The following is a 26517-nucleotide window of genomic DNA, read 5'->3' as shown; positions in this document are numbered from 1 at the left end:
AAAAGGGGCTCCCCGGGGCCGCCGCGGCCAGTCCCGAAACCGGGGCCGGCGCTGTCGTCCCCGTCAGACGGTAGGGCCGTCATCGGGTCTTGAGATGGGCCATGAACAACAAGAGCCGCAGGCGTTGCCGCCAAACGGCTGGTTGGCGCGGTGTATAAGCGAAAGAGGGGGCGGAAGTCAACGCCGGAGCAGTCCGCCGCCCGCGTTCAAGCACTATGAACTCCTCTCACATTCGGGTGAAGAGGTCTTCGCAACCGACCATTTCCCGTTACCTTCAGGCTGCGGGAGCGCGAGGACCGGCCCATGCCCTTCGTGTTCCTCAAATGTTCCTTTGCGCCGCCCGGCCCTCACATTCCGTTCCGAGGCCTTCAGAAGCGAGACGTCCATGATATCTCCAGCCGATCCGGTCCCCTCAGAGCCGGCAACGCCAGAGCCTGCAAAGGCCCGTGCGCTCTGGCGGCGGCTTCTGCCGCTGGCCATCCTGGCCGTGCTAGTTGCGCTCGCCTTCTGGTCGGGCCTCGACGATTATTTCTCGCTGCGGCGGGTGGCGGAGAACCGGGCCGCCCTGACAGGCTTCGTGCGCGACAATTTCCTGCTGGCGGTGATGGCCTACACCGCCATCTATATTGTCGTGACGGCGCTGTCGCTGCCCACGGGTGCGCTCCTCACCATTACGGGCGGCTTTCTGTTCGGCCCCGTCATGGGCGGAACCGCCACCGTCGTCGGGGCGACGATCGGGGCCACCATCATCTATCTGATCGCCAGAAGCTCTCTGGGCGAGCCGCTCGCGGCCCGGGCGGGACCATGGCTTGCGAAGCTCCGAAAGGGCTTTCAGGACGATGCCATGTCCTATCTGCTCTTCCTGCGGCTGGTGCCCGCCTTTCCCTTTGCCGTGGTCAATCTGGTGCCCGCCGTCCTAGGGGTTCCGCTGCGCACTTACGTGATCGCCACGTTTTTCGGCATAATCCCCGGCACCTTCGCCTTTGCCTGGGTGGGGGCGGGGCTCGATTCCATCATCGAGGTCCAGCAGGAGGCCTATCGGCAATGCGTCGCCACGCAAGGGGCGGGGGCGGCATGCCGCTTCGAACTCGATCCCGGGGCCTTGCTGACCAGGGAAATCATCATCGCCTTCGTCGCGCTGGGCGTTGTGGCACTGATTCCGCCGCTTCTCCGCCGCTGGCGGAACCGCGGCGTCTCGGAGTAGGAACCGGTATGGAAAGAATAAAAGCCGATATTTGCGTCATTGGTGCAGGTTCCGCGGGGCTTTCCGTTGCCGCCGGTGCCGCCCAGATGGGCGCGCGCACCGTGCTGGTGGAAAAGGCGGTGAGGAACGGCGCCATGGGTGGCGATTGCCTTCACACAGGCTGTGTGCCGTCCAAGGCGCTGCTGGCCGCCGCCGGTCACGCCCAGGCGATGCGCTCGGGCGCGGCGTTCGGCGTTGCCGCGACGCAGCCCGACATCGACTTCGGCCGCGTTCACGATCATGTGCATGGTGTGATCGCTTCCATCGCGCCGATGGATTCCGTTGCGCGTTTCGAGGGGCTGGGCGTCACCGTCATTCAGGACCATGCCCGTTTCACCGGCGAACGGCTGCTCGTGGCGGGGGATAAGGAAATACAGGCCCGGCGTTTCGTGATCGCCACGGGCTCGCGCGCCGCCGTGCCGCCCATTCCGGGCCTGGCGGACACGCCCGCCTATACCAACGAAACCATTTTCGACCTGACCGAATGCCCGAAGCATCTCATCGTCATCGGCGGCGGTCCCATCGGCATGGAGATGGCGCAGGCGCATCGCAGGCTGGGCGCCGAGGTGACGGTGATCGAAGGCGCGCGCGTGCTGGGCCGCGAAGACCCGGAACTTGCCGCGATCGTCGCCGACAATCTGCGCCGCGAGGGCGTGACGCTGGTCGAAGAGGCCAGAGTGTCGCACATCTCCGGCGAGGCGGGCGCGGTCAACGTCACCTATTCCTGCGACGGCAAGGAGGCCTCCGTCTCCGGCTCGCATCTATTGGTTGCGACCGGCCGCACGCCGAATGTGGAGAATATGGGCCTTGAGGAAGCGGGTGTGGACTACACCCCGCGCGGCATCACCGTCGACGACAGGCTGAGAACCACCAACAAGAAGATTTTTGCGATCGGTGACGTGGCCGGCGGACCGCAATTCACCCATGTGGCGGGCTATCACGCCGGGCTCGTCATCCGGAACGCGCTCTTTCGGGTGCCCGCCCGTGTCGATCATTCGGCGATCCCTCATGTCACCTATACCGATCCCGAACTCGCCCATGTCGGCGAGACCGAGGCGGAGGCGCGCGAGCGCCATTCGAAGATCAGTGCGCTTCGCTGGCATATGGCGGAGAACGATCGGGCCCAGGCCGACCGGCAGACCGAGGGGGCGATCAAGATCGTCATCGACGGCCATGCCCGCGTCCTGGGGGCGACCATTGTGGGCCCGCATGCGGGAGAACTCATCCTGCCATGGGTGATGGCGATGCAGCAGGGGCTGAAGCTCTCTGCGATGGCGGGCTATGTGGTTCCCTATCCGACCTATTCGGAAGTCACCAAGCGCGTGGCCGGCTCCTACTACACCTCCACCTTGTTCGGGCCCAGAACGAAGGCGCTGGTCCGTTTCCTGTCCTGGTTCGGCTGATTCCTCCCGGGCGCCGTTTGCGTATACGATGGCTGCGCGCGCGGTACGGCGCGGATCACGATTGAGGGGACGGCATGAAGGCGGGGGCTGAAAAGGACGAAGGCGGCAAGCCCGGCGCCCTGCGGCGTGCCGCGCCGCTGCTGCGGCCCTTTGCCACCAGCCTGTCCTTCCGGCTTCTGGTGATGACGGTGCTTTTCGTCATGCTGGCCGAAGTGATGATCTTCGTGCCGTCCATCGCCAATTTTCGTAAGACATGGCTCGACCAGCGCGCCGCCGCCGCGCAGATCGCCTCGCTTTCGCTGGAGGCGACCCCCGACAACATGGTGTCGCCGGAACTGCGCGAGGAACTTCTGCGCAATGCCCAGATATACCTTGTGGTGCTCCACCGGACGGATACGCGCAAGCTGCTGCTGAGCGAGAGCATGCCCCCCAAGGTCGATACCTATTACGATCTGCAAAAGGCGACGCCCTTTTCGCTGGTGGTGGATGCCTTTGAAACGCTGCTGGCGAAGGACGGGCGCACCATTCGCGTGATGAGCAAGCCCAACCATTCGGCCGGCGAGTCGATAGAAATCGTTCTGGACGAGACGCCGCTGCGCAGCGCCATGCTGCACTACGGCGCGAACATCTTCTGGCTGTCTCTCGTGATTTCCGTCATCACCGCCGGGCTTGTCTATCTTGCGCTGCATGTTCTAATGGTCCGCCCCATGCGCCGGATCACCCATCATATGGTTTCGTTTCGTCAAAACCCGGAGGATGCACGCCGTGTCATCCTGCCGTCAGGCCGTCTGGATGAAATCGGCGTTGCCGAGCGCGAACTCGCCGCCATGCAGTCGGAGATTCGCGCAACCCTCAACCAGAAGGCGCGGCTGGCCGCGCTGGGCGGCGCGGTGAGCAAGATCAATCACGATTTGCGCAATATTCTGGCGAGCGTTCAGCTCATCTCCGACCGTCTCGGCGCGGTCGACGATCCGACGGTGCAGAAACTAGCACCGCGTCTTTTTTCTTCCATCGACCGCGCGATCCAGCTCTGCACCGATACGCTCAAATTCGGCCGCGCCAAGGAGGAGCTGCCGCAGCGGCGGCGTTTCCGTCTCGCCTCTTTCGCAAATGAAATAGCCGAGGCTTCGATCCCCGAAAAACTCGGTATCGGCTGGATCGATCATGTCCCCGACGATCTGGAGGTCGACGCCGATCCCGATCAGCTTTTCCGTGTGCTGCTCAACCTCGTGCGCAATGCGACGCAGGCGCTGGGCGAGCGCGGGCGCGCCGGCGGCGAAATCTGCCTCACCGCCCAGCGTTGCGAAGATCATGTCCACATCTATCTGTCCGATAACGGACCCGGCCTGCCGGAAAAAGCAAAAGCGCATCTTTTCGAACCCTTTTCGGGCAGTGCGCGCGCGGGCGGCAGCGGTCTTGGTCTTGCCATTGCCGACGAACTGGTTCGCGCACATGGCGGGCATATCGATCTTGTGAAGTCGGATGCGTCAGGCACTGTGTTCCGCATTTGCATTCCCGATGGTGGTGGATCGGATGTGGACTGCGATGAGGTGGAAGCCATATGCAGCCTTGAAGCCGGTGGGGCGGTGCGGACGTGAGCGAGATCGACCTGCCCGAACCGCGCCGCAACTGGGCGCTCTTTCTCGACTTCGACGGGACGCTGACCGAACTTGCGCCGCATCCCGATGCCGTGCGCATCGACCCCGCCCTGCCGGGGCTTCTTGAGACGATCTTCTCCGAACTGGACGGGGCGCTCGCTGTCGTCTCCGGTCGCAAGCTTGCAGAGTTGGACCGTCATCTGCGGGTCCGCTTGCCCGCCGCCGGGGTCCACGGGCTGGAACTGCGCGAGCGGCCCGGTGCCACTATTCATCCGCCCGCCGAAGCGCTTCTCATTGCACGGCTCAAGGCGCGCCTGACCGGTTTTGTCGCCGCCGATAACCGTCTTCTGCTGGAGGAAAAGCCGGGCGCGCTGGCGCTGCATTTCCGCCAGGCGCCCGACAAGGCGGCCGAATGCGCGCGCCTGATGGAGGAGGCGACGGCCGACCTCGATGGTATCCATGTGCTGAAGGGCAAAATGGTGCTGGAGGCCAAGCCCGCGCGTGTGAACAAGGGGTATGCGATAGAAACCATGATGAAGGAGCCTCCCTTTATCGGCCGCATACCCGTTTTCGCAGGTGACGACACGACGGATGAGGACGGATTCCGTATCGTCAACGCGCTGGGCGGTATATCGATCAAGATCGCCGATGGCGATACGCTCGCCCGCTACAGGATGGATGATGTCCAGGGCTTCATTAACTGGTTGAAGCATGTAGCATCGGTATTGTCGCCCTAGGGCGTTACTCTGTATTTGTGTTTCCAGGAGGGTCTCTTGTCGTCGCTCGATCTCGGTGTCATCGGAAATGGCAGCTTTGGTGCATTGATCGACGAGGAGGGCCGGATCGTCTGGTGCTGTCTGCCCCGCTTCGACGGCGATCCCGTTTTTCACGATCTCCTGAACGGCAAGCGGGAGGGCGATGGCGAGCGGGACCGTGGCTTTTGGGAAATCTCTCTGGTCGGCCAGAAACACGTTACCCGGGAATATCGCACCAACACTGCGATCCTCGTCACCACCATCTCCGACGATCATGGTAATGCGATCGAGATTACCGATTTCGCACCGCGTTTTGCCACGCGCGGGCGCATGTTCCAGCCCATGTCGCTGGTCCGCCGCGTGCGGCCCGTCAGCGGTACGCCGCGTGTCAAGGTGCGGCTGCGTCCCGGCTTCAACTACGGCAAGGTCGCGCCCACGGTGACGCGGGGCTCCAACCATGCGCGTTTCATGCATTCCGGTCTTGTTCTGCGTCTCACCACCAATGCGCCGATTACCTATGTGCTCGACGAAACCTCCTTCCAGCTCAAGACGCCGGTAAGTTTCATTCTCGGACCGGATGAGACGCTTTCCGACGGCATCGAGGAAACCGCGCGAAAATTCGAAGAGGATACGGAATTCTACTGGCGTCAATGGGTGCGCCGCCTGGCCCTGCCGCTGGAATGGCAGCAGGCCGTCATCCGGGCTGCGATCACGCTGAAGCTTTGCTGTTATGAAGAAACCGGCGCCATCGTCGCGGCCATGACGACGAGCATTCCCGAGGCTGCGGAAAGCGGGCGCAACTGGGATTACCGGTTCTGCTGGCTGCGCGACGCCTTCTTCGTCATTCGCGCGCTGAACTCTCTCGCCGAAGTCGAGACGATGGAAAACTATCTCCGTTATCTCGGCAATGTGGTCGGCGGCGCGCAGGACGGTCACCTGCAGCCCGTCTTCGGGATCGGTCTCGAAACCGACCTGACCGAACATATCGTGGATACGCTGCCCGGTTATCGCGGCATGGGGCCGGTACGCCGTGGCAACCAGGCCTATGAGCATCTCCAGCATGACGTTTACGGCAATGTCGTGCTGGCCGCGGCGCAGAGCTTTTTCGACGACCGCCTGCTGCGACCGGGCAACCTCGAAGAGTTCGAGGCCTATGAGAAAGTCGGCGAGCGGGCCTATGCGATGCACAATGTGCCCGATGCGGGCATGTGGGAGCTGCGCACGCGGGCGCGCACCCATACCTCGTCGAGCCTGATGTGCTGGGCGGCCTGCGACCGGCTCGCGCGGATCGCCGGGCATATGGGGCTCGAAGATCGGGAAACCCATTGGCGCGGTCTTGCCGATGAAATCCATCAGACGATCTGCACCCGCGCCTGGAGCGAGGAAAAAGGCGCCTTCGTGGAAAGCTTCGAGGGCGAGGCGCTCGATGCCGGTCTCCTGCTGATGGCCGAGGTGAACTTCATCAGCCCCGACGACAAACGCTTTGTCGGTACGCTGGAAGCCATCGAGAAGTCGCTCCGGCGTGGCAGTCATATGTTCCGCTATGCCAGCGCGGATGATTTCGGCATGCCGCAGAACGCCTTCAACATCTGCACCTTCTGGTACATCGATGCGCTGGCCCGTGTGGGCCGGACGGATGAGGCCCGCGAAATTTTCGAAAGCATTTTGTCCTGCCGCAATTCGCTAGGTCTGCTGTCGGAAGATACCGATCCGGCAACCGGCGAACTCTGGGGCAACTATCCCCAGACCTATTCGCTGGTCGGCATCATCAATGCCGCGATGCGGCTGAGCCGGAAATGGGAGGAAGAGGTATGAGCCGGCTTGTCATCGTCTCCAATCGCGTCGGGCCGGTGCGCGATGCGGCACGGGCGGGCGGTCTTGCCGTCGCGCTGGTGGATGCGCTGCGTGCCCGCGGCGGCCTCTGGTATGGATGGAGCGGTGACACCAACAATCAGAGCGCGGGCGTCAAGGTCGAGCAGGCCGGGGCCTTGCAGCTCGCCACCGCCGACCTCACCGAAGATGAGTATGACGATTATTACAACGGGTTCGCCAATCGCTGTCTCTGGCCGCTCTTCCATTACCGGATAGACCTCACCGCCTTCGACCGCCGCTACTATGAAGGCTATCGGCGGGTGAACGCGAAATTCGCCAGCGGCTTGTTTCCCTTGCTGCGCAAGGACGACACGATCTGGGTGCACGACTACCACTTCCTTGCCTTCGGCAACGAGCTGCGTCAGATGGGCGCCGAACAGGCCATCGGCTTCTTCCTGCACATCCCGTTCCCTTCGCCCGAAGTGCTCGCCACGCTGCCGAACCATGACGCGCTGGTGCGCGGTCTCTTCGCCTATGACGTGCTGGGCTTCCAGACCTCGCGCGACCTGGAACGCTTCTGCGACTTCGTAGTGCGCGAGGCGGGCGGTCATGTCGAGGGTGACCATGTGACCTGTTTCGGCCGCACCATCATTGCGCGCGCCTTTCCCATCGGCATCGACACGGACGGGTTTGCGAAGATGGCGGCTGAATCGGAGGATGCGCGCCGCCAGCATGAAAAAGCGGTGCGGAGCCTGCGCGGCCGTGCGCAGATGATCGGCGTGGACCGCCTCGACTACACGAAAGGACTGCCCGAGAGGTTCCAAGCCTTCGAGCGGCTGCTGGACGACTATCCCGATGCCCGCGGCGAACTTGTCTATCTGCAGATCGCGCCTACATCGCGCGGCGATGTGCAGGCCTATCGCGAGATGCGTCAGGAGCTGGAGGGGCTTTCCGGGCATATCAACGGGCAGTATGGCGAATTCGACTGGACGCCGCTGCGCTACATCAATCGTGCCTTTGCGCGCCGCTCGCTGGCGGGCCTGTACCGGGCCAGCAAGATCGGCCTGATCACGCCGCTGCGCGACGGCATGAATCTCGTCGCCAAGGAATATATCGCCGCGCAGAACCCGGAAGACCCCGGCGTTCTCATCCTGTCGCGTTTCGCTGGCGCTATCTATCAGATGCCGGAAGCGATTGCCGTCAATCCCTACGACATCAAGGAAGTGGCCGACGCCATTCAGAATGCGCGCTATATGAGCCTCGAAGAACGCCAGGAAAGGTTCCAGGCCCTGTTCGACGGTCTCAAGCGCGACGACGTCGCCTATTGGCGCGACAGCTTCCTCGCCACGCTGGAGCACGAGGCGCCGATGCACCGCAAGGCGGAACGGCCCGCATGAAGCGCTATCTCCTGGGGGATATAGGCGGCACCAATGCCCGCTTCGCGCTGGCCGAGGAGGGCGCGGACGGTCAGCCGCTCGTCTTCCGACACAAGGCGAATTTCGCCACCGCCGACTATCGCTCTCTGGAAGACGCCTTGTCGCGTTTCCTGTCCGACATTCAACGCCCACCGCTGGACGCCGCTGCCATTTGCGCGGCAGGGCCGCTTCTGTCGGAAGGGGGAACGGATCGCATCCGCATGACGAATTGTCCCTGGGACATCTCGAGCGGCGCGATTGCACAGGTCACCGGCTGCGCTCATCCGCGCCTGATGAACGATTTCACCGCCCTGGCGCTCGCTATTCCCGAATTGCCCGCCGATGCGCTGCATGCGGTAGGCGATGGTGTCGCGGAGGCGGGGCGGCCGATTGCGCTGCTCGGCGCAGGCACCGGCCTCGGTGTCGCCTCGCTGGTGCATGACGGCGCCCGCTACATTCCCGTGCCGGGGGAGGGCGGTCATGTCGACCTTCCGGTAACGGATGAATTCGAGATCGAGATATTGCGCCGCTTCATGGCCCGCTTCGGCCGCGTCTCCGTCGAGCGTGTCCTGTCGGGTCCGGGGCTCGTTTCCCTATACGAGGTGTTGGGCGAACTGCGCCGCCGCCCCGTCGAAGTCGGGCTGACACCGGAGGAGGTGGCCGCGCATGCTGGCGACGGTTCATGTCCGATCGCCGTCGAGGCGGTGTCCTTCTTCTGCGGTTGGCTCGGCTCGGTGGCGGGCAATCTCGCGCTGACGCTCTGGGCGAGCGGCGGCATCTATATCGGCGGCGGCATCGTGCCCGGCTGGGTGAGTTCCGGCAGCGGGCTGTTCGACGAGGCGCATTTTCGCCGCCGCTTCGAGGCCAAGGGCCGTTTCGCGGAGCATCTGGCAGGGTTCCCGGTTCACGTCATTCTGGCGGAGGAACCTGCCTTTTTCGGCCTCGCCGCCGCCGCGCGCGAAGCGTCCCGCTAACGCGTTCCGCTCACCACATTGCCGTCGCGGCGCGGGTCCGCCCCGCCATCGAGCGAGCCGTCCGGCAGCACAAGAATGCCGTGAAGACCGCTCATCATCCGTTCGACCTTCACCTCATGGCCGAGCTGCTCGAATTCGGGAATCTTCTGTTCGAGCGCCGTGTCCTTCTCGATTTCGAGCGGTCCGTTCCGGTCCATGAAATGCGGCAGGCCGATAGCCGCCGGCACATCCATGTCCCAGTCCAGCATGGCGATGAGCGACTGGTTCACATAATTGATGATCTTGGAGCCGCCGGGCGAGCCGATGGCGGCATGGAAAGTGCCGTCCTTGTTGAAGACGATCACCGGGTCCATGGATGAACGCGGCCGCTTGCCCGGCGCCACCGCATTCGCCACCGGCTTGCCGTCGCGTTCCGGCAGGAAGGAAAAATCCGTCAGCTGATTGTTGAGGATCATGCCGCCCGCCATCAGATGCGAGCCGAACGGCCCTTCCACCGAGGTCGTCATCGACACGACGTTGCCGTCCGGGTCGATAATGCTGAAATGGCTGGTGGAAGGCTGGGAGATATCGGCATTGGCGCCCCGGTTATCCGCGTGCTCTTCGCCCGGATTGCCCGGCGCGACTTTGCCCATGGAAAGGCTCGCATCGATAAGCGCCGCGCGCGCGGCGAGATATTTCGGATCGAGCATCGCCTCCACCGGCACATCCACGAAATCCGGGTCGCCGATATACTGGTCGCGGTCGGCATAGGCGAGCGCTTCGGCCTCGGCGATGAAATGCATCGACGTGACGCTCATCGCGCCCATGCCTTCCAGGTCGAAATTCTCGAGAATGCCGAGCGTCTGCAGCGTCGTAAGGCCGCCGGATGTGGGCGGCGGCATGGTGCAGATGCGATAGATGCGATAGGGGCGGCAAAGCGCGTCGCGCTCCTTCGCTTCATAATTTGCAAGGTCGTCCAGCGACAGCGTGCCGGGTCGCGCCGGTGCGTTATGCACGGCATCGACGATGGCCTGCGCCACATCGCCTGCGTAGAAGCCGTCGGGTCCCTTTTCCGCTATCTCGCGCAGCGTCTGCGCGTAAGCCGGGTTCTTGATGATCTCGCCCGCCTTGTAAGGCAGCTTCGCGCCGTCCGGGCCGGTCTTGTAGAAATAGTCGCCCGCCACCGGCATATGCTGCAGCACCGGATCCCATTCCAGCCATTCCTGAAGTTTGGGCTGAACCTTGAAACCGTTTTCGGCGAGGCGAATGGCGGGCTCGAAAAGATCGCTCCAGGGCAGGACGCCGTGCTGTTGATGCGCAAGCCACAGCATTTTGACGACGCCCGGCACGCCGACCGACCGTCCGCTCACCACGGCATCGCGAAAACCGAGCGGCTGTCCGTCGTCGTCGAGGAAGAGCTTCGAGGTCGCCCCGGCAGGCGCCGTCTCCCGTCCGTCATAGGCCCGCACTTCATCCGACGCCTTGTCGAAATAGACCATGAAGGCGCCGCCGCCGAGGCCGGAGCTTTCCGGCTCCACCAGCGTCAGCACGGCCTGAACCGCGATGGCCGCGTCGATGGCATTGCCGCCCTTTTTGATGATCTCCTGCGCCGCCGCCGTCGCATCGGGGTTCGCGGCGGCGATCATGTAGGGGCCGGAGGAAGGGCCGCTGGCGATTTCGGGGCGCTGGCTGCCGAGCCACCAGGAGGTGCCGCCGATAATGAGGAGAAGTGCGGCGAAAATCACCGGGATCGTTCTTGAGTTTTGCATGGGCGCGCGCCTCCCCCTGAATCTATGTGTCGTCTATTGCTATGTTATCGCCAGTTTAGCCGCTCACGCTCGCGGCGTCTGCCAACAGGAGTTTTACATGGCCGAAGCGCGGATTACGCCGGGCCCCCGCAACCTGATTACGGATGTAGCTGGGCTCTCCATCGGCAATGCGCAAGATGAGCGCGCGCGCACCGGCGTCACGGTGCTGCTGCCGGACGAACCCGGCACCGCCGCCATGGATGTGCGCGGCGGCGGGCCCGGCACGCGTGAAAGCGATGCGCTGGACCCGAGGCACTTGCTGGAAGGCCGTGTCGATGCGCTGGTGCTGTCCGGCGGGTCGGTCTACGGGCTCGACGCGCCTTCCGGCGTGACGCACTGGCTGGGCGGGCAGGGCCGTGGTTTTGCTTTTCCGGGGCTTTCCATCACCGCGCCCATCGTGCCCGGCGCGATCCTCTTCGACCTTGCCAATGGCGGCGAGAAATACTGGGCAAATGGCGGTTCGGAAGAGCCGCCCTACCGCGCGCTGGGATATGACGCCTGCCAGGCCGCGGGCAAGGGTTTCGCACTGGGCAATGCGGGCGCGGGGTTCGGCGCTCAGGCAGGGCACTACAAGGGCGGGCTCGGCTCGGCCTCCGCGGTGACGCCGGACGGCATCACCGTCGGCGCGCTTGTCGCTGTGAACGCGGTAGGCTCGCCCGTCATCCCCGGTACCGACTGCTTCTGGGCGGCGCCCTTTGAGCTCAATGGAGAATTCGGCGGCAGGCGCTGGAACGGGGAAGGCGCGCCGGCCTCATATGATCCGCTGGAGGGCACCAAACTGGCGGGCCCGCGCGAAAACACCACCATCGGCATCGTCGCGACCGATGCGGTACTCGATGCGACCGCCATGCACCGCATCGCCGTGATGGCGCATGACGGCTTCGCCCGCGCGCTTCGCCCGGTTCATGCGCCGGTGGATGGCGATGCCGTTTTCGCGCTCTCGACGGGCAAGAAGCCGCTCGATCGGCAAGCCCGGACGCTCGACATCACCCGGCTGGGCGCCATCGCGGCCGATTGCATGGCTCGCGCCATCGCCAGAGGGGTTTTCGAGGCGGAAACGCTGGGGTCGATCCCTTCATGGGCCGACCGCCACGGGGCCGGGTAAACGGCAGGAGGGCCCCGCGGCCATACCCGGCGATGGGCACTTGCGTTCGGGCGCATGACGCTTTATGAGTACGCGCCTCGCCCGACGGTGCCCGTGCTTTTCAGCCGTTTTCGCCCGTCAGGCCAGGTTGCGCCGGTAGCTCAGCTGGATAGAGCACCAGACTACGAATCTGGGGGTCGGGAGTTCGAATCTTCCCCGGCGCGCCATCTTTCCCCTTCACCTCGCGAACAAAACCTCATGGGCAGTGTTTCTCTCACATCGGGGCGCGGGAGGATGACGATAGCGTTTCCAGCAGGTCCATCTGAAAGCGTTTGATCGAGCATTCCTTCACAATGCGCTGCAGGGCATTGTTTCTGATCTGTGTCCAAAGAGCTGGATCGGTATAGAGCCGGTAAACGGCGTCTGAAAAGGCTTCAGGTGTGTCGGCCACCAGAAGCTCGCGTTCGTTGCTCCAGCCGAGCTGCGATGCCAGTAGGGAGGTCGCAACGACGGGCACGCCGCTCGCTGCCGCTTGTTGGACCTTGAGAGGTATTCCGGCGGCGAATCGCGTTGGAGCGATAAAAACCCGGGCTCGATCGAATAGCGGGTCGAGGTCGTCCACAACGCCCAGAAGTTTCACTTTGAGAGGGTCAAGCGCGCGGATGCTTGGAGCGCCGTTGAGGCCCGCCGCCTTGAGCGGGATACGGCATTTCCGTCTCGCGTCCAGAAGCGGCAGAACCTTTTCGACGTACCATACGAGACTATCGACATTGGGTGCGCCTTCTTCTTCCAGCCGGCCGACGAAGAGAATGTCTTTGCGCGCGGAAAACGCCGCGGGCGTCGGGTTGGAATCGACAGCGTACCCCAGGACATGGGTCGGCTTGCCGGAGGCGCGCCGAAAGACATCGGCTTCCGCTTCGGTCACAGCGATAACCTGGTCGACCGTTTCGACGAGGGCCAGCTCCTGAGTTCTTTCGCGTATGGCCTCGGCAGCCAGTGCTTTGTCACCCAGCACCTCGGCCCTCACGGCGTTGCGCGACGAGAAGAGGGCCTCGGCGTCGTAGGTGATTTTTATACCTTCAAACAAATCGGGCCGCCGCCGTTTGATGCTGGACAATTCCTTCATGTTATGAGGACGGCTGATGAATATCTGTTGATAGTAACCTTTTCGTTCATCCAGGAATTGCTCGAGACCCGGCAAGCCCGCGCCCATTGCGACTTCGACACCTTCCGGCACAACTGACCAGGCTTCTGCCCAGGCGTCGCGTAGAGTTGTGGTGGGGAAGAAGGTAACGAAATATCCCGCTTCAACCATAAGGCGCAGAATACTGTTGGACCGGGGAAAGCCTGAACCGAGCGAGACAATCGGAATACGGTCTTCGATGTACAGGATCCGCTCGCGGTCATCTCGCATTCTGGCCAGAAGTGGGTTGGCATTCAGGGAAGAGTGATGGGCGCGCAGTTGTTCTTTATGTTTATTCAGAAACTTCTGCCGATTGATTTTCTGGATGTCGATCGCTTGTTCGAGAGACTCGGACGACGCGAATTCGAAATGATCGACGATCGCGCGAGGCTCGAAAATAACCTTCATGCCGGCGCGGCGGATACGCATGCAGAGGTCCGATTCCTCATAATAGGCGGGGGCAAAATCCGGATCGAATCCGCCCAGTTGCTGAAACACGCCCTCACGGACCAAAAGGAATGCACCTGAGCAGTAATCGACTTCGCGGCGGAAGTTGTATGCGCCCTTCGCCGGATCGTCCCCGCGACCGTATCCAAGGCAACTGCCATCGGCCCAGATAATGCTGCCGGCCTCCTGCAGCGTGCCGTCGGGAAGCACGATCGGGCCGCCAACCGCGCCGGCAGTCGTATCTTCTTCGATAGTCTTGACCGCGGCGGCCAGCGAACCGGGCCTGACAATGGCGTCATTGTTGAGCAGAAGCACATGGCCGCCCCGCACGGCCTTGAGGCCAAGATTGACCGCTTTGAGAAAACCCAGATTTTCGTCCTGGGACAGCAAGCGCACATTGTCCACCCGCTCAAGAAGCTCGGCGGTGCGGTCGGTCGAACAATTGTCCACGATAATTACCTCGACGGGAAAATCGGTTTCCGCCTCGAGAGAGCGCAGGCAACGCAGTGTAAGGCCGGCCTGATTCCAGAGAACCAGAATGACCGATACACGCGGATGATCGGCATTGGAAAAACGGATACGTGCATCCGAGGCCAGAAATGCCTCGAGGTCCTGGTCGGCGCTGGCGCGGACCTCCTCTTTCAGTGAGATCGTGACGCCAAGTATGGTCTTGTCTTCAACGCCTCTAGCGTGTCCGGACGGTACGGCGAGCTCCGGAAAGCGCTGAGCCAGGAGCGAGCGTTTCGGATTGACTTTGGCCGCGGATTTGCGAAAGCGGGTCTTCATCCTGCTCGGAAGGGGTAAGGCGTCCTTCGACAGTGCCCGGAGGATGCGAAACTTGAGCAGCTGGCGATACGACGAAGAGGGACGCTTGCGGGCCTTGCACAAATTGAGCTCAAGCTCTCTCGCGATTTCGAGCGCTGCGTGTTCGCGTGTCTCTCTGGAATTCAGTTGGGATTGCAGGCGCGCTTTTTCGGTCCTAAGACGACTAGTTTCTTCTCTCAGGGCTGCGGTTTCGCTCTCCCTGAAAGTTTGCAGGCACTTTCCAAGTCTCAGTTGAGCTTCAAGATGCGTTTTCTCTCTGTGGAGAGCCCTGGTTGAATGATCCGGGGTTCCCTCATCTCGCTTGTCGTCCGCCGGCGAAATGCGCAACGCTTCTTTTTCCGCGCATGCCAAGCGTTCAAAGGCAGACCGCGCGCTGTCCAGGCTTTGCATCGCTGCCTGGTCGGCGGGGTCGGAACAAAGCCGTGTGAGCAGGACGGAGATCTCGTCAATCCGGACAGCGGTTTCCTCATCCACCCCCTGAAGCGGTGCGTGCCCGGCATGATGCTGAAGGTTCGGAGACAGAAACTTCTCGATTTCCTCAGGGTCGGCGGCGGTCTCATTGATTTGCGGCAGGGTGAACTCGTGACGCATCCGCGCGACAAGAGGTCGCCAGTCAAGCATCAGATCGTCATATGAGTAGAATGAGCGGTGGCGGTAGCGGGTTGCCGACTCGGCATCCATCTGATGGCGCATCCAGAGCAGGCAGGCCTGCTTGGCGGACATGTCGTTTCGTGCGGCAAGCGAAGCTGCCACTGCGCGCGGGTCTCGCAGCGCATGGAGAAACTCTATCCTGTATCCCAGGTGATTGAGTGCCCGGACATAAAGCGGGACGAAACGCGAAATTCGAGGGTCCGTGAGAACGATTGTCTCAGCGTCGTCATACGCGGCGCGAATAGTCGCCGCGATCAGAGTCACGAGGTCGGACCCATAGTCGGCAAGGATTTTTTCCGCGTCCAACGGGCGCCAGTCGTCCCAGCTGCTGTCGCAAGCCGCCAGGAGCATGTCATTGAGTTCGACGATTGCCCCGGCGTCCCGGAATCCTCGTTCACAGTCTGTTTTGTCAGCGATAGAGCCTCGGGGGGCCGCGGCGCCCGACAAATTCAGCAGACGCGAAAACACACTCGTACCCGAGTGAGGCGTACCGAGGACGAGAATACAGGTCTTACTCATTTTCCGCCCCGTTGTTCAGAGGCACAAAACTAGGGATTCAAGCCGGGGAGGGATAGGGATTTGATTGTTTTAAGAGCAAGAGAACGATTGTTTTTGACCGAATTTCACAGTCCACATCTCGCGCGACATGTTTTGCTCCGTCCGGAGCGGACCAATCGTCCTGCGTTCAATATCTAAGGCAGCGTTCCTTGGGCACCTGAAACGCGCCAAGCGATCACGGACGCCATATCACCCGGCAAACAACGCCTCGCACCCCGTCCCAGCCAGAATAGCATCCACCGCCTTGCGGTCGGTGTCGCTCAGCGCGGCGAGCTTCTCGCGCAGCCACGCCAGGCATTTGCCCTGATAGGGGAAGGGCTGCTGGACCCATGCGCGGCCGTCGACTTCGGCGCGGACTTCCTCGTCGCCATTCATCAGCGCCTTGGCGTTGGCCAGCATAACGGGGGCATAGACGCGGCCGACTTCATTGAGGAGGCCCTTGAGCGTCTCGGGGATCGCGTCGCGGCTGATCCAGTCTTCCTCTTTAGGCTCGACGCCGGATGAGTCTTCCACGATATCGACCCAGGCGAAAACGCGCGGCGCGCGGCGGAGCGTTTCTTCCATCGGCGTCGGGTCGAAATGGGTGAGCTGGGTCAGCTGGCCGTAGAATCCGAAATCGGACGCGCCGGGCCGCTTGCCCATGATGTAGGGCGCGGTTTCGAGATGCGCCTTCAGCGCGTCGAGAAGGCGCAGATAGCTGGCCTCGATCACCGGTGCGGTCACGTCGTTGGAGCCGACGACATAAAGCCGCTTGATCTGCCGGTCGGCGAAAACCTTGCCCATCTTCAGCGCTTCTTCTTCCGGTTGCGTCACGTTCCGCCAGCGCGGCAGGATCGCCGCTGCGCGGTCGATATCCGGCTTGTAATACCAGCGGTAATGGAACATCGCCTTGGTGAGCCATTCATCCGCGAAGTCTTCCAGCAGATAGTCGAGAAACTCGATCACCGGATCGGACGGCACGATCTTGCGCTCGGGAAACGCCGCCTCGAAACGGCGGATGAGCGGGGTGGAATCGACCACCGCTTCCATCTCGCCCTTGTCGTTCGGCAGGTAGAAGGTCGGGAGCAACTGAACTTTCGGCTTCGGCAGGCCGAGCGCGGCGGGCGTCTCGCCGATCAGGAAGCGGTAGGGGATCAGCCGGTAGCGCAGCACCGCGAGCATCTTTCGCGTATAGGGCGAGCCGGGCGCGCCGCTCAGCAGCAAGGGTGTTGCCGTCATCTCTGTCTCCATCCCCATTATGTCTTGCTCTCGTTCTTTTTCTGGCACCAAGCGTGTCACCATGGGTAACGGAGCGTCAAGCATTTGGAACGCAGGGCTTTGAAAAAAGGCATTGCAAGTGCCAATAGATTGTCCGGGTTTTTGCCGTTGAGCCGGACGTCGATACGGCTTGCGTTATTCGCCGCTCTGGCACAGCTTTCTACCTAGCTGAGCAGGGCGAGAGGGAGGACACCATGATCGTGGAACTGGACGTGAAGCGCGACGCCATCGGCGAATGCCGCGTGATCGCACGCGAAGAGCGGGCGCTGGAAGAGGGCGAGATCGAAGTGGCCGTGCGCAAATTTGCGCTGACGGCCAACAACATCACCTATGCGCTCACCGGCGACATGATCGGTTACTGGAAGTTTTTCCCCGCCGAGGGCGAGTGGGGCATCGTCCCCGTCTGGGGTTTCGGCGAGGTTGTGGCCTCGCGCTGCGACGACGTGCCGGAAGGCACCGAGATCTGGGGCTTCCTGCCCATGGCCTCAAGCGTGGTGATGCGCCCGGGGCCGGTTGACAGAGGGGGCTTCTCGGACGAGGCGCCGCATCGCAAGGACATGCCGCTTGTCTACAATCGCTACACCATCACGAATGACGATCCGGCGGCGCTGAAGGCGCTGGCGGATGCGCGCTGCGTGTTCTTCCCGCTCTTCACCACCTCCTATCTCATCTACGATTATCTGATGGACAATGACTGGTTCGGCGCGAAACAGGTCATCATCGGGTCCGCCTCGTCAAAGACGGGTGCCGGCCTCGCCAACATGCTGGCGACACATGCGAAAGACAGCATTCGCGTGGTCGGCCTCACCTCGCCGCGCAACAAGGACTTCGTGGAAAGCCTCGGCACCTATGACGAGGTCTGCCCCTACGGCGACATCGCCGGGCTCGATGCCTCCGTGCCGAGCATCTATGTGGACATGTCGGGCGATGGAAAGGTTCTCTCCGAGCTGCATCATCATTTCGGGGACAACATCAAGGCGAGTTGCGGCGTCGGCGCGACCCATTGGGAGGCGCCGCGCGATACCGGCGACCTGCCCGGCGCGAAGCCCGAATTCTTCTTCGCCCCCGCCCAGATCCAGAAGCGCGACAATGAATGGGGCCCGGGCGCGGCGATGCGCCGTGCGCAGGAGGAGTGCGCACGCATGGCCAAGGAGATGGAAGCTCATCTGAAGATCGAGCACGGCACCGGCGCGGAAGCGGTGAAGGCCGCCTATCTGTCGATGGTGCGCGGCGAGACGGCGCCGGACCGCGGTCTCATGCTGTCCTTCGGCTGAATGTCGCTAACGGCGCGGCGCGATTGCGTCGGCCATATGCCTCATCACAGCCAGCGCCGCCTTGGGGGCGAGCGCCTGGTCGTGACGCAGCCTTTGCCACATCTCCATGCTGAGCGCGGCATCCAGCGCTTCGAAAGCGCGGGTGCCGGGCGCCATTTTCTTCGGCAACACCTCGGCGAGCGTCTGCCGCGTCATGGCGGCAAGCAGCGCATGGTCCTTCTGCAGGAAGGGTGAGCGGTGGCGTTGTGCATCGGCGGCGGTCTTGAAGGGAAGGATCTCCTCGAACACCGTTGCGCGTCGCTCGATCAGCGCATCCAGCCTGTCGCGCCATCTCCGCCCCTCCAGCGGTGCGCAGAAAAGCGGCTCAACCCGCGCAAGCATCGCGTGCTGGATTTCGGCATAAACGGTTTCCATGTCGGAAAAGAGCCGGAAGACCGTGCGCCGCCCCACGCCGGCCTTCAGCGCGATGGTCTCCGCGCTGGGCGCGATTTCACCGGCTTTCATCAGCTCCATCATCGCGTCGACGATGCGCTGGCGCGAGGTGTCGGCCCTGCGGCGTCGACCGTCCGGGTTTTCTTTGGCGGATGATTGGCTGCTCATATCGGATATCAGACTAACGTTATCGCGGCGCAAAGCCACTGGGTGACGGCGTGACATGGGGCGGCAAGGCATGCAGAGGCCCCATATTGCAAATGACTATCAATAACTGTATAGGAGCGGAGCCGGGTGCGCCTGCATGCGCGGATTGGCCTGTTTGAATTAATGGCTATTGTGGCGGCATCATGAGCCGGTGCCGGTCGGTCCGAGGCCGGCCCGCAATCAATATTGTGCCAGAGTTGAGCGAAAGGAAGCTTGATGGAACCCCAGAGCGATGCCACGGCGACGGGAAGCGCCGCGCCGCAGGCCGGGACGGCCGTCACGGGTGACATGCCATCGGCGGCGCTTTCCGCCACGACCGAACAGGCAACCGGCCCGGGCGCCGAAATGAGCGCCTTGATCGGTGCGGGCGGACCGGTGTTGATGATCATCATCGTCATGTCGGTCATCGCCACAGCCTTCATCCTCGCCAAGCTCTGGCAGTTCCGCCATGTGAGCGAGGGCGGCGCCCGCAAGACCAAACAGATTCTCGGCGACGCCGCCAACCGCAAGGACGCGGCCAAGCGCCTTTCCGGCATGAAAAACCCGGTGGCGCGCGTGGCGGCTTTCGCCATTTCCGGTGTGCCGCAGGAACGCGCCTGGCGCGAAGCGGAAGAGACGATCGAGCCTTACCGTTCCCATATGCGCCTGCTGGAAGTGATCGCGGCGCTGGCCCCGCTGCTCGGTCTGCTCGGCACGGTGCTCGGCATGATCGGTGCGTTCCAGGCGCTGGGCGCCGCCCAAGGCCGCGCCGACCCGCACATCCTCTCGAACGGCATCTGGGAAGCGCTGCTGACCACGGCGGCGGGCCTGTCGCTCGCCATTCCGGCGACCGCTTTCGTCAACTGGTTCGACCGCCGCATCGAGCGCATGACCTTCCATATGGAAACAGTTCTCTCGCGTCTCTTCGACAACGGGTCCGCCATGCATCTGCTGGAAGGAGACGAGCATGAGTCTCGCAGCCTCGCGACGCCTCGCGCGGCCGAATAACGTTAGCCACGCGCGGATCAGCCTGACGCCGCTGATCGACGTCATCTTCATTCTCCTGATCTTCTTCATGCTGGCCTCGCGCTTGTCGGCCTGGCAGGACATCGACATTTCCATTGCAAGCGATAGCGGCACCCCGCAGCAGATGACGGGCGACCTGCATCGCGTGAGCCTGCTTGGCGATGGCGGCATGCTGCTGGACGGGGATGCGCTGAGCGCCGATATGCTGGTCGCCCGCCTGAAGGCGCTGCCAAAGGATGCGCGTCTCGTTGTGGATCCGGCCGCGGGTGTGACGCTTGAAAACGCGGTTCGCGTACTCGACATGGCAAGCGGGGCAGGCATCGCCGCTTCGCTGGTGGCGGAAGAGGGGAAGCGATGAAGCTCACCCGCCGCAGACGGCTGGCGGAGACGGAATCCGTCGTACCGCTCATCAATATCGTCTTCCTGCTCCTCATCTTTTTCATGGTGGTGGGCGAACTTGCCGCGCCCACGCCCTTCCCGCTGGAGCCGCCGCAATCCTCCAGCGATCTTGCTTCGGAAAAGCGCGAGGCGGAGCTTTTCGTGAGCGCGGATGGCAAGCTCTCTTTTAATGGTGCGGATGTGACGGAGGCGACGCTTGCCGACGCGCTGGGCACGACGCCGCCTGCAGAAGTGCGTGTTGCCGCCGATGGCAAGGTGGAGGCGCGTCTCGTCGGACGTCTTCTTGCCGGGCTGAGGGAGGCGGGCGTGAAGCGCGCCTTTCTCGTGACGGTGAAGAATTAGGGCCGGGCATGACGCTGACGCGCAACGAAATTGCGGCCTTTGTCGCCGCCGCCATCCTGCTGCATCTGGTGGCCTTCTACTCGTTTTTTTACGGGCAGCCGCAAACGACGGGTGCGATTGCGACGGGCAGCGGCGGTCTGATGATCGATCTGGCCGGGCAGGTAGGCACGGGCGGCGCGCCGAAAGGCAACACATCCGAACCCACCCCCGAGCCGGTTGAAAAAACAGCCCCGCCGGAACCCGAGCCAAAACCCAAACCGGAGCCGAAACCGAAGCCGAAGCCCGTCGCCAAATCCGTGCCGAAGCCCGAGCCTGCGCCGAAACCCGTGTCCAGGCAGGAGACAAGGCCCGCGCCGAAAAAGCGGATGGCAACGAAGCCTGCGCCGTCGCGGGAAAAGGCCCTCACGCAGGGCCGCCCCGATGGAGTGGTGGAGACATCCCAGGACACTGCCGGAGGAAAGCCGGGTCTTGCGGCGCAGGGCAAGGCCGGGGCGGGCGCCACCGCGGGCGGCGGAACGCCCGGGGCGCGGGCCGATTACCGTGCGCTCATTATCGGGCGGCTGGCGCGGGAGAAGCGCTATCCGTTGCGGGCAAGGATGCGCGGTATCCAGGGGTCGGGGCTGCTCCGCCTCGTCGTCTCGCCGGAAGGCGCTGTGCTCTCGGCACGGCTCGAAAAATCCACCGGCAGCAGCCTGCTCGACAAGGAGATCGATCGGATGGTGGAGCGTGCGTCCCCCTTTCCGGCCTTTCCGGAAAACATGGCGTCCAAGCCACTGACCTTGCGTATTCCGGTTGATTTCGAGCTTCATTAGAGCGCACGTCGCGCCCTGTTTCCCTTGCGTCAATCGCCGTTGACACGGCGCCGTTTCAATTTGCCGGTGAAATCCCCCGGCAGCGGTGCTAGGAAAACGCCTACAACAAAGCCGGATGAACCGGCCAAAAAGGCAGGCGAGGAATGAAACTCTATCATTGCAAGGGCGCGCGCTCGCTGCGCCCGCTCTGGACGCTGGAGGAAATGGGACTCGACTACGAACTCGAGACCATGCCCTTCCCGCCGCGCTTTCTGCGCGAAGGCTATACCGGCATCAATCCCGTCGGCACCGTGCCCTATTTCGTGGATGGCGAGACGGAGATGACGGAATCGGCGGGCATCGCGCAGTATCTGGTGGAGGTCTACGGACCGACCGATCTGGCGCTGAAGCCGGGCGACAAGGAATATGGCGCCTGGCTCAACTGGATCCATCGCAGTGACGCCACGCTGACCTTCCCCCAGACCATCGTGCTTCGCTACACCCAGCTCGAGCCGGAAGAGCGGCGCCTGAAACAGGCGGCGGAAGACTACACGCAGTGGTTCTTTGCGCGCCTGCGCACCGTCGAAGCGGCGCTGGACGGGCACGACTATTTGTGTGCGGATCGCTTTACCGTCGCGGATATATGCGTCGGCTTTTCGCTCTATCTGGCCGACACGCTGGGCTTCAAGGGCGGTTTCAAGCCCAACACGGCAGCCTATTACGAGCGTCTCTGCGCGCGGCCCGCTTTCCAGCGTTCGATTGATTTGTAGGGAACGAGAACATGTCCGATGTGAGTCAGAAGGAACTGGACGAATTTCGCGCCGGTGCGCGCGCCTGGTTTGCCGAGAATGTCCCCGCCGATCCGGACTTCATGCTGCCGCTGACCTTCATGGAAGTGGGCACGCAGGAACAGTTCGACTTTCTGCGCGACTGGCAGCGTAAATGCTACGAGGCGGGCTATCTCGGAGCAGCCTGGCCGAAGGAATATGGCGGCGGCGGACTGGCGCAGGCCTTTCAGGATGTCGCGACGCAGGAAATGCATCGCGCGGGCGGCCCCATCATGCTCAATGCCATCGGCATCAACTGGGCAGGTCCCCTCATCCTCGACATGGGGTCCGAAGAACAGCGCAAGGCCTATATCAAGGGCATCCTGAGCGCGGAAGACATCTGGTGTCAGGGCTTTTCCGAACCCGACCACGGCTCCGACCTCGGCAATGCGCAGACCCGCGCCGTGCGCGATGGCGACGATTATGTCGTCAACGGCTCGAAGATCTGGACGACGCAGGGCAATTACGCGAAATACATGATCCTGCTCGCCCGCACCGATCCAGATGCGCCGCGCAAATATGACGGTCTGAGCTTCTTCCTCGCCCCCATGACGGTGCCGGGCGTCGAAACCGTGCCGATCAAGAAGCTCACCGGCGAATACGGCTTTACCCAGACCTTCTTCACCGATGCCCGCATCCCGGCAACCTCGCTCATTGGCGGCGAGGGCAAGGGCTGGGCGGTTGCCATGCGTACGCTGGAATATGAGCGCGGTGCACGCGGCGGCCAGGCGGGCGGCTATGTGACCGTCTACCCGGATGTCGGCGAAGTGGTGGAACTGGCCAAGCGCGCCCTGCGCAATGGCCACCCGGCCTGTGAGGACCCGATCATCCGCGACAAGCTGGTCAAGCTGCTGGCGACCTATCGCGGGCTTCAGCTCAACGGTAAGCGGTCGCGCATTGCGCCGCTGGTGCAGGATAAGCCGATGTCCCTGCCGCTGATGTCCAAGCTGATCGCGACGGAGTTCTATCGCGAGATCAACCAGCTTGCGATGGCCATGCAGGGCCCGCGCGGCGCCTATTATGTCGGCGAGCCGGAAGCCTATGACGAAGGGATCTGGCAGCGCTCTTATCTCAATGCCTTCTCCGGAACCATCGGGGGCGGCACCAGCCAGATCCAGCACAACATCATTGGCGAGCATGTGCTCGGCCTGCCGAAGAGCTGAGGAGCGGGAAAACGACAATGGAAAGAAACGTCACGCTCACTTTTAGCGAAGAACAGGCCGAACTTCTGGAAGTTGCGCAGAATTTCTGCCGCGACAAGTCGCCCGTTTCGACCGTTCGTAAGCTGATCGAGGACGAGCTGGGTTACGACCCCGCCGTCTGGCAGGAAATGATTGCGCTGGGCTGGCTCGGCATTGCCGTGCCCGAAGAGTTCGGCGGCGTCGGGCTCTCCATGGCCGAAGTCGTGCCGGTGGTGGAGCAGATGAGCCGCCGTCTGATGGGCGGTCCCTTCGTGCCGACGACGCTTGCCGCGCAGGCGCTGCTGGTGGGCGGCACAGAGGCGCAGAAATCGAAGATCCTGCCGGAGATTTGCGCGGGCAAAGCCGCAACCCTTGCACTGACCGAACCCCATGCCGACTGGGACCTCACCCATATCGAGGCAAAGGCGGCGGAAGAGGGCGGCAAGCTGAAGCTCTCCGGCACGAAGATTTTCGTGGTCGATGCGGCCAGTGCGGAATGGATTATCGCCTCGGTGATGAAGGACGGTGAGCCCGCTCTCGTCATTATCGAGAAGGCGGGGCTGCCGGAAGGCGCGCTGCGCCGCGAAGTGGTGGCGGATGAGACGCGCCGCTCCTTCCGTCTGGAGCTTGATGGTGTGGAGGTTCCCGCCGATGCGCTTCTCGATACGTCACGCACGCGCGAAACGCTCGCCCATATCGATCTCGCGTCGTCGCTGCTTCTCTCGGCGGAAGCCTGCGGCGCGGCAGCAAGCTGCGTGGATTACACGGTGGAGTATCTGAAAACCCGCAAGCAGTTCGGCAAGCTGATCGGCTCCTACCAGTCGCTGAAGCATCCGACCGTCGATGCACTGGTTGCCTATGAGACGGCGCGTTCGCATCTCTACAATGCGGCCTGCACCTTCGGGCAGCAGGGCGAGGGCGAGATCGCGGTGCGCATGGCGAAGTCGGAATCCTCCGACGCGCTTTCATTCGCCGCCGACCGCGCCATTCAGTTCCATGGCGGTTTCGGCTTCACCTATGAATGCGATGCGCAGCTTTATCGCCGCCGCGGTATGTGGTGCGAATATCTGCACGGCGACGGGCCCTATCAAAGGGCGAAGCTCGCAGACCTTCTGTTCTGAGGAAAACGGCGCTCTGGGCCACGCAGGTCTCAGGCGTCGTTTTTTTTCGTCAGGCAGCCATTCATGAACGTGTCCAGCACGACATTGGTGTAGTGGCGGCGAAGATCATCGGTGATCTCGTCCACGCCATAGACATATTTCAGGTTCGCCTGGTTCACGAAAATCTGCTCGCAGGCCCCAAGGGCCGCGAAATAGAAGAGCATCGGATCTTCCACGCGCATCAGCCCGGCGGCCTGCGCCTCCCGGATGAGCCCGGTTGCGGCGCGTCCGAGCGGTGCGGCGAAGAATTCCGCAATTTCCTTGGACGCATCCGTCGAGGCATCGCGCATCAGCGAATGCAGCAGCCGGTTCAGATAGGGATAGCGGAAGAAGGTCCAGATGACGCCGGCAAGATGCCGCCGGAATTTCTCAACCGGATCGATGTCGAGGGCGATCAGCCTGTCGAGTTCCGCGAGCGCCCCGGTTGCATTTCGCTTGGCAAGCGCCAGCAGCAGGCCTTCCTTGCCGCCGAAATAATAGCTCACCAGCGCCACATTCACTTCCGCCCGCGCTGCGATTTCGGCGAGCGGGACGTCGATGGTCTCGCGCTCGGTCATCAGGGCGCTGGCCGCGTCCAGAAGCTGGTCGCGCGCCGCGGGCCGGGCCGGAGCCGCCTTGATTTTCGCTTTCGCCTGCGGCTCCACGATCCCTCCTTGCGTTTCCGTTTTTTTGGATTTAAATACGCATTTAAGAAATTAAATACGCCTTTAAAAGCATCCGCGCAAGACGGATGAGGGTGTCAGGGAGGACGAGGATGAAGGTTACCGCCGCGGTAGCACGCTCGGCTGAAGACGATTTCTCCATCGAGGAAATAATCCTCGACGAACCGAGGGCCGACGAGGTTCTGGTCCGCGTCGAGGCGGTCGGCCTCTGCCACACCGATCTCGTCTTCAAGGCGACGGGCACCATCCCCCATCCGCATGTGCTGGGTCACGAGGGCGCGGGCGTGGTGGAAAAGGTCGGCGACGCGGTGACCAAGGTGAAGCCGGGCGACCGCGTGGCGATCACCTTCCGCTCCTGCGGACAATGCCCGCGTTGCGCCAGCCACGATCCGGCCTATTGCCACTCCATGCCGCTTCTCAATTATGCGGGTATGCGGCCCGACGGCACCAAGGCGCTCCACAAGGGCGACGAGGACATCGGCAGCAATTTCTTCGGTCAGTCCTCATTCGCCACGCATTGCCTCGCCTATGAAACCAATCTGGTGAAGCTCACCGACGACATGCCCTTCGAGCTCGCCGCGCCGCTGGGCTGCGGGGTCCAGACGGGTGCCGGCGGCGTCGTGCGCTCGCTTGCCTGCGAAAAGGGCTCCTCCATTCTCATTCTTGGCGGCGGTGCCGTCGGTCTTTCCGCTGTCATGGGCGCCGCCGTGCAGGGCTGCGATCCCATCATCGTGCTGGAGCCGCATGAGGAGCGCCGCAATCTCGCACTGGACCTCGGCGCGACCCATGCGCTCGACCCGGCCGAGGCGACCGACCTTGCCGAAGCCGTTCGTGCGATTGCGCCGATGGGCGTCGATTATGCTTTCGACACCACCGGCATCCCCGACCTTCTGAATGCGACGATGATGGCGCTGGCGCCCAAGGGTACTTTCGGCATTGTCGGCATCGCACCGCCCGGCACGCCGCTTCCCGGCGATCTGATGAGCGCCGTGACCTTCGGCCATACGGTGAAGGGCATCATTGAGGGCGACAGCGATCCGGACGACTTCATTCCCGAGCTCATATCGCTCTACAATCAGGGCCGACTGCCGGTGGACCGCCTGGTGAAGACCTATCCGCTGGAAGAAATAAACCGGGCCGTGGCCGACCAGCACGCAGGCAAATGCGTGAAAGTCGTGCTCACCATGGACCGGCCGTGAAACCGAAATCCGATAAACGGAACGAAAGAACCGAAACAGGGAGAAA

Annotated in this window: 22 protein-coding genes and 1 tRNA gene; 18 read left to right on the top strand and 5 right to left on the bottom strand. The window is 62.9% G+C overall.

Annotation, left to right across the window (positions count from 1 at the left end):
- Window positions 1-385: 385 nt before the first annotated feature.
- From ACSSVQ_RS07970 to glk, 7 genes are all read left to right on the top strand, one after another.
- Window positions 386-1204: a TVP38/TMEM64 family protein gene (locus tag ACSSVQ_RS07970; protein WP_454182100.1), complete on the top strand. Its 819-nt coding sequence runs from the start codon at window positions 386-388 to the stop codon at window positions 1202-1204.
- Window positions 1205-1212: 8 nt separating this feature from the next.
- Complete coding sequence (locus tag ACSSVQ_RS07965; RefSeq protein ID WP_454182098.1) at window positions 1213-2646, top strand: dihydrolipoyl dehydrogenase family protein; 1434 nt, start codon at window positions 1213-1215, stop codon at window positions 2644-2646.
- 74 nt (window positions 2647-2720) lie between these two features.
- Entirely contained in the window at window positions 2721-4244 is a 1524-nt protein-coding gene (locus ACSSVQ_RS07960; RefSeq protein WP_454182096.1) for a sensor histidine kinase, read from the top strand.
- On the top strand, window positions 4241-4981 hold the full coding sequence (gene otsB / locus ACSSVQ_RS07955; RefSeq protein ID WP_454182095.1) for a trehalose-phosphatase: 741 nt from the start codon (window positions 4241-4243) through the stop codon (window positions 4979-4981). The genes ACSSVQ_RS07960 and otsB overlap by 4 nt, the downstream gene beginning before the upstream one ends.
- A gap of 36 nt (window positions 4982-5017) precedes the next feature.
- Window positions 5018-6814, top strand: coding sequence for a glycoside hydrolase family 15 protein (locus ACSSVQ_RS07950; RefSeq protein WP_454182093.1), 1797 nt, complete (start codon window positions 5018-5020; stop codon window positions 6812-6814).
- Window positions 6811-8208: an alpha,alpha-trehalose-phosphate synthase (UDP-forming) gene (otsA, locus tag ACSSVQ_RS07945; protein ID WP_454182091.1), complete on the top strand. Its 1398-nt coding sequence runs from the start codon at window positions 6811-6813 to the stop codon at window positions 8206-8208. Before ACSSVQ_RS07950 ends, otsA begins: the two co-directional genes overlap by 4 nt.
- Window positions 8205-9200, top strand: coding sequence for a glucokinase (gene glk / locus ACSSVQ_RS07940; protein WP_454182089.1), 996 nt, complete (start codon window positions 8205-8207; stop codon window positions 9198-9200). The genes otsA and glk overlap by 4 nt, the downstream gene beginning before the upstream one ends.
- Here glk and ggt read toward each other — a convergent pair.
- A complete protein-coding gene (gene ggt / locus ACSSVQ_RS07935) occupies window positions 9197-10948 on the bottom strand; it encodes a gamma-glutamyltransferase (protein ID WP_454182087.1) in 1752 nt (583 codons plus the stop codon). The genes glk and ggt overlap by 4 nt on opposite strands.
- 97 nt (window positions 10949-11045) lie before the next feature.
- On the opposite strand from ggt, the gene ACSSVQ_RS07930 reads away from it, so the two are divergent.
- Both ACSSVQ_RS07930 and ACSSVQ_RS07925 read left to right on the top strand, forming a co-directional pair.
- On the top strand, window positions 11046-12092 hold the full coding sequence (locus ACSSVQ_RS07930) for a P1 family peptidase (RefSeq protein WP_454182085.1): 1047 nt from the start codon (window positions 11046-11048) through the stop codon (window positions 12090-12092).
- 129 nt (window positions 12093-12221) lie between these two features.
- Window positions 12222-12298: transfer RNA gene (locus tag ACSSVQ_RS07925), tRNA-Arg, on the top strand.
- Between the two features lie 47 nt (window positions 12299-12345).
- Here the strand turns inward: ACSSVQ_RS07925 and ACSSVQ_RS07920 are convergent.
- Together ACSSVQ_RS07920 and ACSSVQ_RS07915 are read right to left on the bottom strand one after the other, a co-directional pair.
- Entirely contained in the window at window positions 12346-15696 is a 3351-nt protein-coding gene (locus ACSSVQ_RS07920) for a glycosyltransferase (protein ID WP_454182083.1), read from the bottom strand.
- Window positions 15697-15924: 228 nt separating this feature from the next.
- Window positions 15925-16953 (bottom strand): glutathione S-transferase N-terminal domain-containing protein, encoded by a 1029-nt coding sequence (locus tag ACSSVQ_RS07915; RefSeq protein ID WP_454182081.1) that lies wholly within the window; start codon window positions 16951-16953, stop codon window positions 15925-15927.
- Between the two features lie 233 nt (window positions 16954-17186).
- Between ACSSVQ_RS07915 and ACSSVQ_RS07910 the strand changes: the two genes are divergently transcribed.
- Window positions 17187-18266: a DUF2855 family protein gene (locus ACSSVQ_RS07910; RefSeq protein WP_454182079.1), complete on the top strand. Its 1080-nt coding sequence runs from the start codon at window positions 17187-17189 to the stop codon at window positions 18264-18266.
- A gap of 6 nt (window positions 18267-18272) precedes the next feature.
- On the opposite strand, the gene ACSSVQ_RS07905 is transcribed toward ACSSVQ_RS07910, so the two are convergent.
- Window positions 18273-18866, bottom strand: coding sequence for a TetR/AcrR family transcriptional regulator (locus tag ACSSVQ_RS07905; protein WP_454182077.1), 594 nt, complete (start codon window positions 18864-18866; stop codon window positions 18273-18275).
- 255 nt (window positions 18867-19121) lie between these two features.
- Here ACSSVQ_RS07905 and ACSSVQ_RS07900 point away from each other — a divergent pair, with 255 nt between their 5' ends.
- From ACSSVQ_RS07900 to ACSSVQ_RS07870, 7 genes are all read left to right on the top strand, one after another.
- The gene (locus tag ACSSVQ_RS07900; protein WP_454182075.1) at window positions 19122-19892 is read left to right on the top strand and encodes a MotA/TolQ/ExbB proton channel family protein; all 771 of its coding nucleotides are present in this window, start codon (window positions 19122-19124) and stop codon (window positions 19890-19892) included.
- Window positions 19852-20268 carry an ExbD/TolR family protein gene (locus ACSSVQ_RS07895; RefSeq protein ID WP_454182073.1) on the top strand — a complete coding sequence of 139 codons (417 nt, stop codon included), beginning with the start codon at window positions 19852-19854 and terminating at the stop codon, window positions 20266-20268. Before ACSSVQ_RS07900 ends, ACSSVQ_RS07895 begins: the two co-directional genes overlap by 41 nt.
- Window positions 20265-20651 carry an ExbD/TolR family protein gene (locus tag ACSSVQ_RS07890; protein WP_454182071.1) on the top strand — a complete coding sequence of 129 codons (387 nt, stop codon included), beginning with the start codon at window positions 20265-20267 and terminating at the stop codon, window positions 20649-20651. Before ACSSVQ_RS07895 ends, ACSSVQ_RS07890 begins: the two co-directional genes overlap by 4 nt.
- An 8-nt stretch (window positions 20652-20659) precedes the next feature.
- Window positions 20660-21463 (top strand): energy transducer TonB, encoded by an 804-nt coding sequence (locus ACSSVQ_RS07885; RefSeq protein WP_454182069.1) that lies wholly within the window; start codon window positions 20660-20662, stop codon window positions 21461-21463.
- Between the two features lie 143 nt (window positions 21464-21606).
- Window positions 21607-22212: a glutathione S-transferase family protein gene (locus ACSSVQ_RS07880; protein ID WP_454182067.1), complete on the top strand. Its 606-nt coding sequence runs from the start codon at window positions 21607-21609 to the stop codon at window positions 22210-22212.
- 11 nt (window positions 22213-22223) lie between these two features.
- Window positions 22224-23432, top strand: coding sequence for an acyl-CoA dehydrogenase family protein (locus ACSSVQ_RS07875; protein WP_454182065.1), 1209 nt, complete (start codon window positions 22224-22226; stop codon window positions 23430-23432).
- A gap of 17 nt (window positions 23433-23449) precedes the next feature.
- Window positions 23450-24571, top strand: a complete 1122-nt coding sequence (locus ACSSVQ_RS07870) for an acyl-CoA dehydrogenase family protein (RefSeq protein ID WP_454182063.1) — start codon at window positions 23450-23452, stop codon at window positions 24569-24571.
- Window positions 24572-24600: 29 nt separating this feature from the next.
- Here ACSSVQ_RS07870 and ACSSVQ_RS07865 read toward each other — a convergent pair whose 3' ends face one another.
- On the bottom strand, window positions 24601-25254 hold the full coding sequence (locus tag ACSSVQ_RS07865; RefSeq protein WP_454182061.1) for a TetR family transcriptional regulator: 654 nt from the start codon (window positions 25252-25254) through the stop codon (window positions 24601-24603).
- A 110-nt stretch (window positions 25255-25364) separates the two neighbouring features.
- Between ACSSVQ_RS07865 and ACSSVQ_RS07860 the strand changes: the two genes are divergently transcribed.
- Window positions 25365-26471 carry an NAD(P)-dependent alcohol dehydrogenase gene (locus tag ACSSVQ_RS07860; protein WP_454182059.1) on the top strand — a complete coding sequence of 369 codons (1107 nt, stop codon included), beginning with the start codon at window positions 25365-25367 and terminating at the stop codon, window positions 26469-26471.
- The last annotated feature ends 46 nt before the right edge of the window (window positions 26472-26517 follow it).

This window comes from Parvibaculum sp. MBR-TMA-1.3b-4.2 (assembly GCF_053628815.1).
This window is presented reverse-complemented; position numbering and strand designations above follow the sequence as displayed.

Bases quoted from the DNA above. Each gene is read 5' to 3' on its own strand.
- ACSSVQ_RS07970 (WP_454182100.1), top strand. From the start codon at position 386: ATGATATCTCCAGCCGATCCGGTCCCCTCAGAGCCGGCAACGCCAGAG.
- ACSSVQ_RS07965 (WP_454182098.1), top strand. From the start codon at position 1,213: ATGGAAAGAATAAAAGCCGATATTTGCGTCATTGGTGCAGGTTCCGCG.
- ACSSVQ_RS07960 (WP_454182096.1), top strand. From the start codon at position 2,721: ATGAAGGCGGGGGCTGAAAAGGACGAAGGCGGCAAGCCCGGCGCCCTG.
- otsA (WP_454182091.1), top strand. From the start codon at position 6,811: ATGAGCCGGCTTGTCATCGTCTCCAATCGCGTCGGGCCGGTGCGCGAT.
- glk (WP_454182089.1), top strand. From the start codon at position 8,205: ATGAAGCGCTATCTCCTGGGGGATATAGGCGGCACCAATGCCCGCTTC.
- ggt (WP_454182087.1), bottom strand. From the start codon at position 10,948: ATGCAAAACTCAAGAACGATCCCGGTGATTTTCGCCGCACTTCTCCTC.
- ACSSVQ_RS07930 (WP_454182085.1), top strand. From the start codon at position 11,046: ATGGCCGAAGCGCGGATTACGCCGGGCCCCCGCAACCTGATTACGGAT.
- ACSSVQ_RS07920 (WP_454182083.1), bottom strand. From the start codon at position 15,696: ATGAGTAAGACCTGTATTCTCGTCCTCGGTACGCCTCACTCGGGTACG.
- ACSSVQ_RS07915 (WP_454182081.1), bottom strand. From the start codon at position 16,953: ATGACGGCAACACCCTTGCTGCTGAGCGGCGCGCCCGGCTCGCCCTAT.
- ACSSVQ_RS07910 (WP_454182079.1), top strand. From the start codon at position 17,187: ATGATCGTGGAACTGGACGTGAAGCGCGACGCCATCGGCGAATGCCGC.
- ACSSVQ_RS07905 (WP_454182077.1), bottom strand. From the start codon at position 18,866: ATGAGCAGCCAATCATCCGCCAAAGAAAACCCGGACGGTCGACGCCGC.
- ACSSVQ_RS07900 (WP_454182075.1), top strand. From the start codon at position 19,122: ATGGAACCCCAGAGCGATGCCACGGCGACGGGAAGCGCCGCGCCGCAG.
- ACSSVQ_RS07895 (WP_454182073.1), top strand. From the start codon at position 19,852: ATGAGTCTCGCAGCCTCGCGACGCCTCGCGCGGCCGAATAACGTTAGC.
- ACSSVQ_RS07890 (WP_454182071.1), top strand. From the start codon at position 20,265: ATGAAGCTCACCCGCCGCAGACGGCTGGCGGAGACGGAATCCGTCGTA.
- ACSSVQ_RS07885 (WP_454182069.1), top strand. From the start codon at position 20,660: ATGACGCTGACGCGCAACGAAATTGCGGCCTTTGTCGCCGCCGCCATC.
- ACSSVQ_RS07880 (WP_454182067.1), top strand. From the start codon at position 21,607: ATGAAACTCTATCATTGCAAGGGCGCGCGCTCGCTGCGCCCGCTCTGG.
- ACSSVQ_RS07875 (WP_454182065.1), top strand. From the start codon at position 22,224: ATGTCCGATGTGAGTCAGAAGGAACTGGACGAATTTCGCGCCGGTGCG.
- ACSSVQ_RS07870 (WP_454182063.1), top strand. From the start codon at position 23,450: ATGGAAAGAAACGTCACGCTCACTTTTAGCGAAGAACAGGCCGAACTT.
- ACSSVQ_RS07860 (WP_454182059.1), top strand. From the start codon at position 25,365: ATGAAGGTTACCGCCGCGGTAGCACGCTCGGCTGAAGACGATTTCTCC.